The organism is Bacteroides sp. 3_2_5, assembly GCF_000159855.2.
GTDB classification, from domain to species: domain Bacteria; phylum Bacteroidota; class Bacteroidia; order Bacteroidales; family Bacteroidaceae; genus Bacteroides; species Bacteroides fragilis.
Map to the genome: position 1 here is coordinate 385,381 of NZ_JH636043.1, position 15,482 is coordinate 400,862.

Annotated in this window: 10 protein-coding genes and 1 pseudogene; 3 read left to right on the forward strand and 8 right to left on the reverse strand. The window is 42.4% G+C overall.

The annotated features are described in order from the left end of the window. Positions 1–43 precede the first annotated feature (43 nt). A complete protein-coding gene (locus BSHG_RS18410) occupies positions 44–1,240 on the reverse strand; it encodes a FecR family protein (RefSeq protein ID WP_008657508.1) in 1,197 nt (398 codons plus the stop codon). Between the two features lie 99 nt (positions 1,241–1,339). Next, a complete protein-coding gene (locus BSHG_RS18405; RefSeq protein WP_005790871.1) occupies positions 1,340–1,918 on the reverse strand; it encodes an RNA polymerase sigma factor in 579 nt (192 codons plus the stop codon). Between the two features lie 260 nt (positions 1,919–2,178). On the opposite strand from BSHG_RS18405, the gene aroC reads away from it, so the two are divergent. Together aroC and BSHG_RS18395 are read left to right on the forward strand one after the other, a co-directional pair. Then, entirely contained in the window at positions 2,179–3,255 is a 1,077-nt protein-coding gene (gene aroC, locus BSHG_RS18400; protein WP_005802245.1) for a chorismate synthase, read from the forward strand. Between the two features lie 12 nt (positions 3,256–3,267). Next, positions 3,268–4,632 (forward strand): dipeptidase, encoded by a 1,365-nt coding sequence (locus BSHG_RS18395; RefSeq protein WP_008657514.1) that lies wholly within the window; start codon positions 3,268–3,270, stop codon positions 4,630–4,632. A gap of 84 nt (positions 4,633–4,716) precedes the next feature. Here the strand turns inward: BSHG_RS18395 and BSHG_RS18390 are convergent, their stop codons facing one another. The 4 genes and pseudogenes from BSHG_RS18390 to BSHG_RS18380 form a co-directional block, all read right to left on the reverse strand. Further along, positions 4,717–5,772 (reverse strand): linear amide C-N hydrolase, encoded by a 1,056-nt coding sequence (locus BSHG_RS18390; RefSeq protein ID WP_025814018.1) that lies wholly within the window; start codon positions 5,770–5,772, stop codon positions 4,717–4,719. A 246-nt stretch (positions 5,773–6,018) separates the two neighbouring features. Continuing rightward, positions 6,019–6,403 (reverse strand): annotated as a pseudogene (locus BSHG_RS0220015) (aldehyde dehydrogenase family protein); the annotation flags it as partial. Between the two features lie 198 nt (positions 6,404–6,601). Beyond that, positions 6,602–7,324, reverse strand: coding sequence for a DUF4396 domain-containing protein (locus BSHG_RS18385; protein ID WP_008657516.1), 723 nt, complete (start codon positions 7,322–7,324; stop codon positions 6,602–6,604). A gap of 89 nt (positions 7,325–7,413) precedes the next feature. Beyond that, entirely contained in the window at positions 7,414–9,564 is a 2,151-nt protein-coding gene (locus BSHG_RS18380) for a DNA topoisomerase 3 (RefSeq protein WP_008657518.1), read from the reverse strand. 126 nt (positions 9,565–9,690) lie between these two features. Here BSHG_RS18380 and BSHG_RS18375 point away from each other — a divergent pair, with 126 nt between their 5' ends. Further along, complete coding sequence (locus BSHG_RS18375) at positions 9,691–11,091, forward strand: alpha-L-fucosidase (protein ID WP_008657519.1); 1,401 nt, start codon at positions 9,691–9,693, stop codon at positions 11,089–11,091. Positions 11,092–11,196: 105 nt separating this feature from the next. Here the strand turns inward: BSHG_RS18375 and scpA are convergent, their stop codons facing one another. Both scpA and mutA read right to left on the reverse strand, forming a co-directional pair. After that, entirely contained in the window at positions 11,197–13,344 is a 2,148-nt protein-coding gene (gene scpA / locus BSHG_RS18370; protein ID WP_005790883.1) for a methylmalonyl-CoA mutase, read from the reverse strand. Position 13,345: 1 nt separating this feature from the next. After that, positions 13,346–15,244: a methylmalonyl-CoA mutase small subunit gene (gene mutA, locus BSHG_RS18365; RefSeq protein ID WP_005790884.1), complete on the reverse strand. Its 1,899-nt coding sequence runs from the start codon at positions 15,242–15,244 to the stop codon at positions 13,346–13,348. Positions 15,245–15,482: the final 238 nt, after the last annotated feature.

Sequence of the window (15,482 nt, forward strand, 5' to 3'; positions counted from 1 at the left end):
CTTTCTTTTAAAATTTAAGGTCCTTGTTTCATAGTATTAAAAATCACTTGGTTAATAAAAAATAATTATCTCTGGTCTCTATTTGTGCAGGTATAGTTTTACTTAATACTTCCAGAACATCCCGTAAATCGTCTCGTAAATCGAGCTTACCACTACAAGTCAATCCTATCAATCCGGAATCAGGTATGACACGCTTTCCATAATATCGAGATAGCTTTTCGGTTATGATTTCAATCTTCTCATGGTTGAAACAATAATAACCATCCACCCAACTTATATATTCAGACACATCTACTGTATTTACCCGTAGCCCGTCGTCTTGTCCGTCATAAGTCAACATATCATTGGGCTTCAGAACTTTTTTAGGATATTTATATGTATCCACTTCTACTTTACCTGATACTAGAACCACCGATTGATTTTTTGTAAAATCGTAAGCACTTACATTAAATTCCGTACCCAACACTTCTACTTCCATGCGATTGGTTTTCACAACGAAAGGATGCTTTTTATCAGGAGATACTTGAAGATAGACTTCTCCATTCACATAAATTTCCCGCTTATGTCCCGAAAACTCTGACGGGTATACTATACGGGTATTGGCATTTACGGCTACTCGGGTACCATCGGAGAAAGTTATGAAAGAACGTTTCCCCGAAGGAACAATTAATTGATTGTAACCGGTTTCATTTTCTTCGTCCAATTGGGTCTTTCCGGAACTAATAGCTATCTTACCACCTTCCTTGTAGTGCAACCTGCTTTCTTTCCCATCCATAACCAACTTACGTCCTTCCGATAAAATCAGCTGTATGTCATTACTGCTATCCGGCTCGGAAATACCGGCCAAACTGTAACAAAAACTTTCTTCATAAAATGAAATAAGTGAAAAAACAAAGTAACTGCTCAATGCCAACACTGATATGCAAGCAGCAATCCCGGCCACACGTAAGAAAAGCAACTGTTTTTTTCTTTTCACTCTTTTTTCCATCGCTACCTGCCGGCTAATTCGCTCCCAAAGTGTCCCCACTTCATCGTCTGTCATCCGTTTTTGAGGGCTTTCCGCCACAGCCATTAAAAAGCTTCGGGCCATACGTAATTCTCCGGCAAAAGTTTCATTTTCCTTTTCCAGTTGTGACCAGAACTTTTCACTTTGCTCCGTAGGGTGTTGCATCGAATCCAGGAAAGTCCCGTCATTCAACAAATCGGCAGCAGTATAATGTATATAGTGATTTTTCTCCATTTTCTTCTTTTCATAAAAAGACAAACAGAGTTTCGAAATCTACTCAGTGTAAATGGATTTTTTTTATTACTTTTTTATTATCTACTGATAAACAGAATATTAAAATAGAAAAAAGAATGGTAATATACCATACATTTCACGTAATCTGGAGAGAGAACGCTGAAGTAAATTATAGGCTGACTGATAATTAAGCCCCATCAATTCACAAATGGCACTGTAATCTAATCCTTCAAAAAAACGATAGTAAATAATCTCTCGCTGTCTGGGAGAGAGTGTATTTAGCAAATGAGCAACAGTATGCTTCTGAGAGGTTTCATCTTCTGTCTCAATCAGTTTTTCTTCAACCGACAAATCGAATTCATAATTGATATTGGAGATATAAGTGTCATGCAAATTCCCTTTATTGAAAACATTAAAAATAGAATTTCTTAATGAAGACATTAAGTAGATTTTAACATTATCCGGAGGAGAAGAGTACCTATCCTTCTGCCTATAAACATTCACAAAAACATCTTGAACACAATCTTTCACCATCTCTGTATCCGTCGTAAAACGGCATCCGTACTGATAGAGTTGCTGAACATACCGGGAATATAGCCATGCATAGGCATCATCATCTCCTTTCAGAAACGACTGCCATTTTATCTTACTACTTTCAATAAGTTCATCATTATACATATTGCACGGCTTCTAACAATATCAGTTGCGCAAAATAAATAAAAAATCATCAAATGTAGTTAATGCAGCTCTCTTTTTAATTATAAAGTTCCTTTATAGTTGCTAATTTCCTCTATCGGAATAATTAGAGAGCGGACTATGTTTGATGCCAATTACAATAAGATTCATCTTCCACGGATAAAGGAAAACTCGAGAGAACAACTCTTTCCTGAATTTTATTGTTATATTTGCATATACTAAATTTTAAAGCCTTATTCAATATGTTCAATTCATTTGGCAATATTTTCAGACTAACCAGCTTTGGCGAATCCCATGGTAAAGGAATCGGAGGAGTGATCGATGGATTTCCAGCAGGTATCGTCATCGATGAGGAGTTTGTTCAGCAGGAACTAAACCGCCGTCGTCCGGGACAATCGGTAATTACTACCTCCCGAAAAGAAGCTGATAAAGTAGAATTCCTTTCAGGCATTTTCGAAGGAAAGTCTACCGGATGCCCTATCGGGTTTATCGTATGGAACGAAAACCAACATTCTAATGACTACAATAACCTGGAGAAAGTATACCGCCCGTCACACGCCGACTACACATACACCGTAAAGTATGGAATCCGCGATCACCGTGGCGGTGGTCGTTCTTCGGCACGTGAAACCATTTCAAGGGTAGTAGGCGGTGCATTGGCCAAATTAGCATTACGCCAATTGGGTATTCACATCACGGCATATACTTCACAGGTAGGTCCTATAAAACTGGAAGGCAATTACACGGATTACGATCTGGACTTGATCGAAACCAACCCGGTGCGCTGTCCCGATCCGGAGAAAGCAAAAGAAATGCAAGACCTGATTTACAAAATCAAAGGAGAAGGAGATACCATTGGCGGTGTACTGACTTGTGTCATCAAAGGTTGTCCTATCGGACTTGGGCAACCCGTATACGGCAAGCTCCATGCTGCATTGGGCAATGCTATGCTAAGCATCAATGCCGCAAAGGCTTTTGAATATGGAGACGGATTCAAGGGGCTCAAACAAAAGGGATCGGAACAAAATGACGTATTCTACAACAATAATGGCCGGATTGAAACACGTACCAACCACTCCGGAGGTATACAGGGAGGAATCAGCAACGGACAGGACATCTTTTTCAGGGTAGCGTTTAAACCGGTGGCTACTGTTTTGATGGAGCAGGAAACTGTAAACATAGACGGTATTGATACAACACTAAAGGCCCGGGGACGCCATGACCCGTGTGTATTGCCACGTGCAGTGCCTATTGTGGAAGCTATGGCAGCAATGACCATACTCGACTATTATTTATTAGATAGAATGACACAACTTTAACAACTATTGAACGTGAACGAAATTCAGAAATACATTGCAGAGAATGAATCGACGATGATGGAAGACTTGTTCAGCCTCATCCGTATTCCCAGTATCAGTGCATTGCCGGAACACCATGATGATATGCTGGCATGCGCACAACGCTGGACACAATTGCTACTCAAGGCCGGAGCAGACGAAGCCATCGTTATGCCTTCGAAAGGTAATCCGATTGTATTTGGGCAAAAGATAGTGGATCCGAATGCTAAAACAGTGTTGATATACGCTCATTATGACGTGATGCCTGCCGAGCCTCTCGATCTGTGGAAGAGCCAACCGTTCGAACCGGAAATACGTGACGGACATATTTGGGCGCGCGGAGCCGACGATGATAAGGGACAAGCATTTATCCAGGTGAAAGCATTTGAATATCTCGTAAAATACAACCTGCTGGAGAATAACGTAAAGTTTATCTTTGAGGGAGAAGAAGAGATTGGTTCACCAAGCCTGGAAGCTTTCTGTGAAGAGCATAAAGAATTACTAAAAGCCGATGTTATCTTGGTATCAGATACCAGTATGTTGGGGGCCGACCTTCCTTCACTAACCACCGGACTGCGTGGTCTGGCTTACTGGGAAATCGAAATAACAGGTCCTAACCGTGACCTCCATTCGGGACACTTTGGTGGAGCGGTAGCCAATCCGATCAACGTACTTTGTGGTATGTTAAGTAAGGTAATTGATACCGACGGACGTATCACAATACCCGGATTCTATGATGCTGTAGAAGAAGTTCCACAAGCAGAACGAGAAATGATTGCCCACATCCCTTTTAATGAAGAAAAATATAAGGAAGCCATCGGAGTAAAAAAACTTTTCGGTGAGAAAGGATACAGCACTCTCGAAAGAAACAGTTGCAGGCCTTCATTCGACATTTGTGGTATTTGGGGAGGTTACACCGGGGAAGGTTCTAAAACAGTACTCCCTTCCAAAGCCTATGCCAAAGTATCATGCCGCCTGGTTCCCCATCAAGATCATCATGTGATCTCAAAACTTTTTGCTGACTACATCCGGCAGATCGCTCCTGCTACGGTAGAAGTAAAAGTGACTGCCATGCATGGAGGCCAGGGATATGTATGTCCCATATCACTGCCTGCTTATCAGGCAGCGGAAAAAGGATTTGAAATTGCTTTCGGGAAAAAGCCATTGGCAGTACGCCGAGGAGGAAGTATACCTATTATATCAACTTTCGAACAGGTGTTAGGTATAAAAACTGTATTAATGGGATTTGGCCTAGAATCGGATGCGATCCATTCTCCTAACGAAAACTTCTCTTTGGATATATTCAGAAAAGGAATTGAAGCTGTAGTAGAATTCCATCTGATATATGGAAAGAAATAATATATCCACTGCGGATAACACAGATTAATACAGAATTTTTTAGTTGAATTCTGTATTAATCTGTATCTGCCTCGGTAGACATTTTTATTGGGGTAATTCAAACATAAATGTAAACGATCTACTGTCTTTGAAATCTTTCACTACATCTCCTGCATAAACCTCTCCGTGAGTCAAAGACAATTTCTTAATACTTGCATTCGGACTAAAATCGACTTTATGTAAATCTATCCAGAAAAGGTTAGGAGTTAAAGTAGACTCAAAATAGTATACCCGATTTTTTTGATCGGAAACCGAACGCCAACGAGTGGAAGAAATGTAAGGCTTATCCGGAGTCGTAATTCCAAAAGGAACAGAAACATTACGCATGACGCTCAACACACTCGGTACGGCAATTTTTGCATCCGAAGTCTGCGGAATAGCATGAATATAGAAAGAAGCGCGTACAAAACGATCACTTGAACGATTAGTGCCCGGCAGCATATTTAAACCACCTACTTCCTTCCAATAATCATTCACAGCCAACTGTAGATCATAACGGGGTGAATTAGTCATCACCTGATACTCCTTACCTTCATGAATAATCAGATTTCCATCGATATATTCCAAAACAGCGGAATTACCCGTTTCATCAGTGATAGCCATGTGCAATGTAGATGCCGAACCATTAGGCATATCCGGAGCATCAATACGGAAAGTCTGTTTCTTCAACTCTTCTACAGCCTCACTTACCGTAGCAAAATTATCCAGCACATACTGTGTCCAAATGCTGATACCCATAACAGGACGAGTATCATTAGGACGGACATAAATAGATTCCGGCAAGAATAACAAGCTGGCAACCAGTCCTTTTTCGTTCATGCCGTCACAAGTACCGATATCATATCCGGTTGCTACAATGCTACCGTACTTCGAAATCCACTCTACCGTATTTCCTTTATTATATCCGGCCCGTTTGATACCGCGAGGGAAAAGATACAGGTTAGACTGAATATCCTCTTTCCAATCCATTGTACGCCCGGTGATTACCATATTGTCCGGACCAATATATACTGCACGCGTACATGCTTTTACCGGTTGTCCACTCCAGATAAAATTTACAGCTATGACAATCAATGTTGCCATCATTATTTTTCTTCTCATACTCTTTATATTAAAATGGTTTTGTTATCTGCATTTAGATAACAAAACCATAGAGTATTAGTTTTATTCAAAGGCGGGTACTTCCGAAATACTTCCGTATCTATGATATTCAAAGGCAATACTTTGCTCCTTAATATAATTATCAGCTCTACCCTTCCGTTTTTCACCGGAGGCGCCGCTGCAATATGTTTGTCAGCCTGTGCAGCCGCCTTATATATTTTCATCGGTATCTCAAGGGAACAAGTACGGTACTAACCATGATTCTCCCGGTTCCAATGTCAATGCCCGCAGTAATTTTTCATTTTTTATTCGTTATCATTGGCCCCACTACATTACCCGGATTCCAAACACTCCCCGCTTTCATGCTGGAAGCCACATCAATCAGTTTCTTTTGGAAGTTCTTATCTTCATATACCGAACGCTCAACCAACAACGAACAGGCAGAACACTTCTGTCCCGCATTACCAAAAACTGATATGACAATATTCATAATAGTATGATCACGATCCCCCGAGGCAGTCAGAATAATGACATTCTTCCCTCCGGTCTCTGCCGAAAGCGGAGTAGCCGGAATAGCTTTTGCTATGCTACGGGCCGTATCCGTTCCACCAGTCAAGATAATATGTTTCACCTTACAATCACAAAAACATCGTAGGGCTGAACATAACGGCACGATAGCTATGCAAAGTCTGCAATGCCTGCTGTGAAAACCGATCAAAAAGAAGATGTCGGTTCATAATAACATATTTAAGGAGATGTGTATCTGCAAATGCATAGATATTTCACCAATAATCAATCATCTTTTTGATGTTTTTCCAGAAGTCGGAAATTACATTCCTTTTTTGATACCCGATTTAATCAACCATACATTCACCGGATAGGACACCATGAATCCCAAAAGCATGGCAATCTGCATCATAAACCAGAATGTCCAGGATGTTTTTTCCAGAGATTCATCTTTAAAAAGTATAAAAGTAGCAACAGCCATCCAGCTATACATCCCTACCTGCCAAGCTAATAATGAAAAAAAATCGGCCTTAAAGGCACGAGAAACAGCTTCACGAAAAGAGATAGCTTCCATTTCGCGAATTGCAATAAATTGAAAGAAAACACCGAGAATCAATGCCAATACAAAATCGAGTGCCCAGCTACCTGCTATTAAACTTCCTCCTATCTGCAAAGGTACCCAGTATGTAAACCATTCTCCGATAATATCCGCCAAAGTGCAACCGGCTCCACAATGAAGTGCCGACAAAGTGATAGACTGCCATTGTGGACGTACTTCAGACATATCCATCTCCATCGATATCTTCATATCCATTTTCATATTCTCCATAGGTACTGTTGCCACCATATTATCTTTTCGGACACCAAAAGTATAATAAGCAAACAAAGCGAAATAATGGCCCCACAATCCGGTAAGTACCCACACTATATTCATTATTTTCATGGATTGCCTGTGAAATATTACATTAATTGCCAGAATAAGGGCTATGATAAGACCGGCGCATACAAAAAAACAAGATACCGCGTTGAAAAACATTGTATTCATAAGGCTCGTTATTAATTGATAAGTGGTATTAATAACGAGCTTTTTATAAAATAGTTCAGTTAAAATTATGTATTAACAAAACAGAAGCCCTATTCGAACGCTTTCCGATAAGTGCATCCATTTTTCCATTCGGAACAGCCATAAGCAGTTTTACCCTTGATTATCATTCCCTTTCCGCAAACCGGACAAAGTTTCCCTACCAAAGAATCTGTTTCTTTTAAGGCATCCGCCCGAACAGATTGACCGGTAGAAGACACATCGACTGTTGCAGGCTCCGATTTACCTTTCTTTTCCTTCGGAGTAGCAGATTTCCGTTCCCGTCTTTTCGGTTCTTTCTTTTTCTTTTCTTCTTCTACCGCTGTAGCCTCCTGAATGGTGATACGACGGTTCGTATTATCAGATAGCACACTATTTACTATCTCAGACACCATTTGCTTCAATTCTTCCAGGAATTGACGAGCATCGTAAGTTTTCTTTTCTATCTCACGCAATTTCTTTTCCCAGATACCCGTCAGTTCAGCCGACTTCAGCAACTCTTCATGAATCAACTGAATCAATTCCACTCCGGTAGGGGTAGCTATCAGATTCTTCTTTTCCTTACGGATATAGTTACGTTTAAAGAGAGTTTCGATAATAGCTGCACGAGTAGAAGGACGGCCGATACCATTTTCTTTCAATGCATCCCGAAGTTCATCATTATCCACCAGCTTACCGGCTGTTTCCATCGCACGAAGCAGGGTAGCTTCCGTATAGGGTTTAGGCGGCTGAGTCCATTTTTCATTCAAATCCGGTATATGCGGACCACTTTCCCCTTTCACGAAAGCAGGAAGCACGTTTTCATCTTCACCTTCTTTTTCTTCATTCGGATCTTTTACGTCTTTGGCAAATACTACCCGCCATCCCGGTTCCAGAATCTGCTTACCGGTTACCTTGAACTCGATACTATCAACCTCTCCCATCACTGTTGTAGTAGAAACTTTGCAATCAGGATAAAAAACCGCTATAAACCGGCGAGCTATCAAATCAAATACCCTACGCTCCATATCCGTCAGGTTTTGCGGATGAACTCCTGTAGGAATAATGGCATGGTGATCGGTTACTTTCGAACTATCAAAAACCTTTTTCGACTTAGGCAATGAAGCTCCTGCCAACGGCGTAGTAAGTACTTCATAATCTTTCAGTCCTTTCAGGATATTCGGACACTTAGGATAAATATCGTCACTCAGGAAAGTAGTATCTACACGTGGATAGGTAGTCACTTTCTTTTCATAAAGAGATTGGATAAGTTTCAGAGTTTCATCGGCAGAATAGGCAAACTTCTTATTGCATTCCACTTGAAGAGAAGTCAAGTCGAACAGACGGGGAGCATACTCCTTTCCGTCTTTTTTAGCCACAGAAGTCACGACAAAAGGCAGATCTTTAATGCGTTCCACCAATGCCATCCCCTCTTCACGATTAGCTATCGGATCAATGCCCCGGTTCTCTGTTTTCTTAGCCTTACCACCGGACTTTTCTTCTTCAGCCGCCAGCTCTTCATCACTTTTACGAATAAGGGCCGAGAAAGTTGTATCACGATATATGGTTTTCAGTTCCCAATATTGTTTAGGCTGAAAATTTTCAATATCCAGTTGCCTGTTGACGATCAGTGCGAGTGTAGGGGTCTGTACTCGTCCGATCGAAAGCACTTGCCGATTCTGCCCATATTTTACAGTATAGAGCCTCGTGGCATTCATCCCCAGCAACCAGTCACCAATAGCCCGGGACATCCCCGCCTCATAAAGTGGTTGAAAATCCTTCTGATCTTTTAGTTTCGCAAATCCTTCTTTAATAGCTTCTTCTGTCAGTGAAGAGATCCACAAACGTTTTACCGGACACCGCGCTCCGGCTTTCTGCATCACCCACCGCTGAATCAGTTCTCCCTCTTGACCGGCATCACCGCAGTTTATTATCTCATCAGCCTTTTGCATCAATCCCTCAATAATATGGAATTGTTTCTCGTAAGTAGGATTCTCTATCAGTTTGATGCCAAAACGTGGAGGAATCATAGGCAGGCTGCCCAGGCTCCATGACTTCCAGCCGGGAGTATATTCGTGAGGTTCTTTCAGGGTACAAAGATGACCGAATGTCCAGGTAACCTGGTATCCGTTTCCTTCAATATACCCTTCTTTCCTTTCGCGGGCTCCTAAAATATCAGCAATATCACGTGCCACAGAGGGCTTTTCGGCTATGCAAACTATCATTTGTTTTTCTTATTATAATGAGAATTGAGCAGACAAAGGTACAAAAAAATAGGAAGGGAGAAGTAGTAATCCGTCTCCATTTATTTTGTAGCTTTGCTTCGTATAATCTTTAAAATCCGAAAAAACATGAAAAGCTACAAATTATTATTGGCATTTACCTTATTCCTTGCATTTGCTTTCAATATGAAAGCACAATACGTTCACGAACGTTCCGACCAATATACGCCTCCTGAAGATAGTCTGGTAATACAAAAACTACATCACTGGCAGGACCAGAAATTTGGAATGCTGATTCACTGGGGTTTATATTCCGTTGCAGGAATCGTAGAATCATGGTCTATCTGTTCGGAAGAGGCAGATTGGATTCCACGCGACAGCACTATGGCCTATGAAGACTACAAAAAATGGTATTGGGGGCTGAAAGATTCATTCAATCCTACCCGTTTCGATCCGGAGCAATGGGCACAAGCGGCGAAGTCAGCAGGTATGCGCTATGCAATATTTACAACTAAGCACCACGACGGATTCAATATGTTCAATACGGCTTTCTCCGATTTTTCAATAGCCAAAGGCTCCTTCCAAACAGATCCCCGGGCAGACGTTGCCAAATACGTGTTTGAGGCTTTCCGTAACAATGATTTAATGGTAGGAGCCTATTTTTCTAAACCGGACTGGCATTCGGAATATTATTGGTGGCCGCGCTACGCCACTCCCCGACGTACACAAAATTACAACATTGACAAGAATCCCTGGCGTTGGAATCAGTTCAAAGAGTTCACTTACAATCAAATCGGAGAGTTAATGCATAACTACGGTCCGATCGACATTTTATGGTTAGACGGCGGATGGGTAAACAATCCCGGAACGAAGTCAGTTTTAGACATGGACCGTATTTCACAAATGGCACGACAGGCACAACCGGGTATTTTATTCGTAGACCGTACCATCCATGGCAAATATGAAAACTATCAGACCCCGGAACAGCAAATTCCGGACAAACAACTCCCCTACCCGTGGGAAACTTGTATGACACTGGGAGTAGACTGGGGATATACTCCGCATGCAGTATTCAAATCACCAGTTACAGTAATAGCAAAACTAATGGAAATCGTAGCAAAAGGAGGAAGTTTATTACTTGGTGTAGGTCCTACCCCCGAAGGGATATTACAGGATGAGATTGTCAGCCGTCTGCAAACCATAGGAGGATGGATGAAGAAGAATGGTACGGCTATCTACAACACTGTTACAACACCCCAATATTATAGTGAAGGTATCTGGTTTACCATGAATAAAGATGGAAAAACGATGTATGCATTATATAGTAATCCGGAAACTGAAAAGTTTCCCGACTATATAGAATGGGAAAACAATATCCCTGCAAAAAGAAGTGCCATCTATTGTTTACAGAACGGGAAAAAAGTAAAATGGGAAATAAAGAATAACCGAGTACGTGTCTACCTGCCTCAAAACCTAAAGACAGAAGTTAATGCACTCGCATTCTCTTTTGCCAGACAAGCTATTCAATAAAGCGCAAAGGACAAACATCCGATAATAAGCCAACGGATAGAACCCAAAAGAGGCGAAGTATTTTTCATACTTCGCCTCTTTATTGTCATTCTTTAAAGATGGTCTTTAATCCTCATCCATCAGGATTTCCAGAATCTGACAAGCAGCCTTGGCCACCGGAGTACCCGGACCAAAAATAGCAGCCACACCAGCTTTATACAAGAAATCGTAATCCTGAGCAGGTATTACACCACCGGCAATTACTACGATATCTTCACGTCCCAGTTTTTTCAGTTCTTCAATAATCTGCGGAACCAAGGTCTTGTGTCCGGCAGCTAACGAAGAAACTCCCACTACGTGAACATCATTCTCTACCGCCTCACGAGCTGCTTCGGCAGGAGTCTGGAACAACGGTCCCATATCCACGTCGAAGCCACAATCGGCATATCCGGTAGCTACTACTTTGGCACCACGATCGTGACCGTCCTGGCCCATCTTTGCAACCATAATACGGGGTTGACGTCCCTCTTTCTTTGCAAACTTCTCAGTGAGTTCGCAAGCGCGCTTAAAGTCAGCGTCGCCTTTGCTTTCTGATGAATACACGCCTGATATAGTTCTGATTATTGCTTTATAACGTCCTACTATTTGTTCGCAAGCATACGAGATTTCACCCAATGTAGCACGAACACGGGCAGCTTCTACCGCCAACTCGAGCAAATTGCCCTTACCGGTTTTCACACATTCAGTGATAGCGGCCAGTGCCTTGTCCACTTCGGCCTGATTACGACCTTCTTTCAAACGTTTCAGGTTCTCGATCTGCTCTTTACGAACAGCAGTATTGTCTACTTCAAGAATATCAATCGGATCTTCTTTTTCAAGACGATACTTATTTACACCGACAATGGTCTGCGATCCGCTGTCGATACGTGCTTGTGCACGGGCAGCCGCTTCTTCGATACGCATTTTCGGAATACCGGTCTCGATAGCCTTTGCCATACCTCCCAACTTCTCGATTTCCTGAATATGCTCCCAAGCACTGTGAGCCAATTCATTGGTCAGAGATTCCACATAATAAGATCCACCCCACGGGTCAACGTTCTTGCAGATATAAGTCTCTTCCTGAATATAGATCTGAGTATTACGGGCAATACGTGCAGAAAAGTCTGTCGGCAAAGCAATAGCTTCATCGAGAGCATTGGTATGCAACGACTGGGTATGTCCCAGTGCAGCAGCCATGGCTTCGATACAAGTACGTCCCACATTGTTGAACGGATCTTGTTCTGTCAATGACCAACCGGAAGTCTGAGAGTGCGTACGCAGTGCTAGAGATTTCGGGTTCTTCGGATTGAATTGCTTCACAATCTTCGCCCATAACATACGTGCTGCACGCATTTTGGCAATTTCCATAAAGTGATTCGTTCCAATGGCCCAGAAGAAAGAGAGACGCGGAGCAAAAGCATCAATATCGATACCTGCGGCAACACCTGCACGGAGATATTCCAAACCGTCAGCCAATGTGTAAGCCAATTCGATATCGGCTGTCGCACCAGCCTCCTGCATATGATAACCGGAGATAGAGATAGAGTTGAACTTCGGCATCTTCTGTGAGGTATATTCAAAAATATCAGAGATGATTTTCATTGAGAATGCAGGTGGATAAATATAAGTATTACGCACCATAAATTCTTTCAAAATATCATTCTGGATCGTACCGGCCATCTCCTCGAGTTTAGCTCCTTGTTCCAGTCCGGCATTGATATAGAATGCCATGATCGGGAGTACAGCACCGTTCATAGTCATAGATACGGACATCTTGTTCAAAGGGATACCATCAAACAAGACTTTCATATTCTCGAGTGAACAGATGGATACACCGGCCTTACCCACATCACCTACCACACGTTCGTGGTCGGGGTCATAGCCGCGGTGTGTAGCCAAGTCGAACGCAACCGACAGACCTTTCTGTCCGGAAGCCAAGTTACGGCGATAGAAAGCATTTGACTCTTCAGCTGTAGAGAATCCGGCATACTGGCGGATAGTCCAGGGACGAAGAGTATACATCACTGAATACGGACCACGCAAATAGGGAGGAAGACCGGCAGCATAGTCCAGGTGTTCCATTCCTTCAAGGTCTTCTTTGGTATAAACAGGCTTTACGCAGATGTGTTCCGGAGTCTTCCAGTTGGCTTCGATTCCGTTAGCCTTTTGCCATTCCGCACCGTTAGCGGGCTGGAATGCTGCGTAGATATCTAAGTTTTTAAAATCTTTTCTCATCTTACTTCAATAATTTAGCGTTGAACTCTTTAAGTGTTTCCAGTACATTGACACGTACATGGATGAAGTTCTCGATACCGGCAGCTTTCAGCTCTTCGGCACATTCCGGATTTCCGGCAATGATGAACATGGCACGACCGTTCAAGGCCCGGAAGGCCGGAATAGCGTACTCTGCATATTCGTCATCGCTTGAGCAAAGCACCACAATATCAGCTTTGGCAGCCATCGCTGCTTCCACGCCTGCTTCAACCGTTTCAAAACCAAGATTATCAATCACCTCATATCCGGCACAAGCCAGGAAGTTACAGGAGTATTGTGCACGTGCCTGACGCATAGCCAGATTACCGATTGTCAGCATAAAGGCCTTCGGACGTTTGCCGCTGGCTTCCGTTTCCAGGCGTAATGCCTCAAATTGACTTGCAGCACGATCGAAGTTCAATGTAGCAACATCTTTTTCGCAAGTATCGTGCCCGCCACAACAACAGGTCGCTTCTACCGGTTTCTTATCACCGGCTTTTTCATTGAAATTAGGGAACTGGTTAGTACCCAACAGGACTTCACGACGCTGAGCCACCGCTTTATGGCGCGCTTTGTTACTTTCGTTTACAGCCGCCTGAACAGTACCGGCTTTCAAAGCAGCATAGAAGCCGCCTTCTTCTTCAACGGCAAGGAAGATTTCCCATGCCTGCTTAGCGATAGATACCGTAAGGTTTTCAATATAGTAAGAACCGGCTGCCGGGTCAATCACTTTATCGAAGTGTGATTCTTCTTTCAACAGCAACTGCTGGTTGCGGGCCAGACGTTCGGAGAATTCATCGGGAGTTTCATAGGTTTTATCGAAAGGAACTACCGTCATTGAATCTACGCCTCCCAATGCAGCAGACATTGCTTCTGTTTGTGTACGAAGCAGATTCACGTGAGCATCAAACAATGTCAGATTGAAAGTAGATGTTTCGGCATGTACCTTCATCTTGGCAGCACAACGGCACTCACCGTTAGGTCCCTTGTTTTCGCAATCACGCAGACATTCGGGATTGTAAGAAGCCACAATGTTTGCCCACAACATACGGGCAGCACGGAATTTTGCAATTTCAAGGAAATAATTAGAACTGATACCAAAATTAAACTTAATTTTCTTAGCCACGATGGCAGCGGGAATCTCGGCTTCAGTCAACTGATTCATATATTCATTACCCCATGCCAATGCATATCCCAGTTCCTGAGAAATATAAGCACCCGCATTATTCAGGGTCAGTGCATTCACATTCAGCACACGATATTTGGGTAATTGTGCAGTAGCCTCGATCAGGGCTTTGGCTGTTTGCACCATGTTTCCCTTTTCTTTGCCTTTGGCCAGCATCTTATTGAAGAAGTCATAATTGATAGAGCCTTGCAACTTCGTCAAATCATAATCCTTTTTCTGGAAATAAGCTACCAACAAATCGGCAAGCTCCACTACATGTCCCTGACAGGTAGAAAAATTCAGTTCAACACATTCTGCACAAATGTCGTTCAACAATGTCTCAATGTATTCCGCATTGAGTTCTTTTGCTTTTACATGGAAAGAAAGAGAATCGATGCCTTTGTTCAGAATATCCAGAGCTTTCGCATTGGCTTCTTTCGGAGATTCCACCTTAATCTCCTGACGAACCAACCACTCATTACTATTCTTCTTCGTGCCTCTTAAATAAGGGAATTCTCCGGGAAGCGCATCGGTTGTTTTAAGTCCTTCCAGGTCTTCCATCCGGTAGAAAGGTTTTACCTTGAATCCTTCGTTTGTCTTCCAAACGAGTTTCTTCTCAAAATCAGCTCCTTTCAGGTCAGCTGTGACCTTCTCCATCCACTTCTCGGTGGAAACAGGAGAAAAATCTGAGAAGAGTTTTTCTTTACTGTCTGCCATAGTTTATTTATTTTAAATTAAAATAAGATTGTTATCTCAATTTATGTCTCTAATTCTTTAATCAAAATGTAAGATTGCGACTTGCAAATATACTGAAATACTCTAAACCTCACGCTTTTTTTAGGGAAAATTCGCACTACCTGCTACCCCTGTGACTTCCCCAAATAAAAGGCAGGCAAATATTTGATTACCTCCGAGGTTATAGCTAATTTTGCACCCGTTTACATAAAATTATAAA

Bases quoted from the DNA above. Each gene is read 5' to 3' on its own strand.
- BSHG_RS18385 (WP_008657516.1), bottom strand. From the start codon at position 7,324: ATGAATACAATGTTTTTCAACGCGGTATCTTGTTTTTTTGTATGCGCC.
- scpA (WP_005790883.1), bottom strand. From the start codon at position 13,344: ATGAGAAAAGATTTTAAAAACTTAGATATCTACGCAGCATTCCAGCCC.
- BSHG_RS18405 (WP_005790871.1), bottom strand. From the start codon at position 1,918: ATGTATAATGATGAACTTATTGAAAGTAGTAAGATAAAATGGCAGTCG.
- BSHG_RS18390 (WP_025814018.1), bottom strand. From the start codon at position 5,772: ATGAGAAGAAAAATAATGATGGCAACATTGATTGTCATAGCTGTAAAT.
- aroC (WP_005802245.1), top strand. From the start codon at position 2,179: ATGTTCAATTCATTTGGCAATATTTTCAGACTAACCAGCTTTGGCGAA.
- mutA (WP_005790884.1), bottom strand. From the start codon at position 15,244: ATGGCAGACAGTAAAGAAAAACTCTTCTCAGATTTTTCTCCTGTTTCC.
- BSHG_RS18375 (WP_008657519.1), top strand. From the start codon at position 9,691: ATGAAAAGCTACAAATTATTATTGGCATTTACCTTATTCCTTGCATTT.
- BSHG_RS18380 (WP_008657518.1), bottom strand. From the start codon at position 9,564: ATGATAGTTTGCATAGCCGAAAAGCCCTCTGTGGCACGTGATATTGCT.
- BSHG_RS18410 (WP_008657508.1), bottom strand. From the start codon at position 1,240: ATGGAGAAAAATCACTATATACATTATACTGCTGCCGATTTGTTGAAT.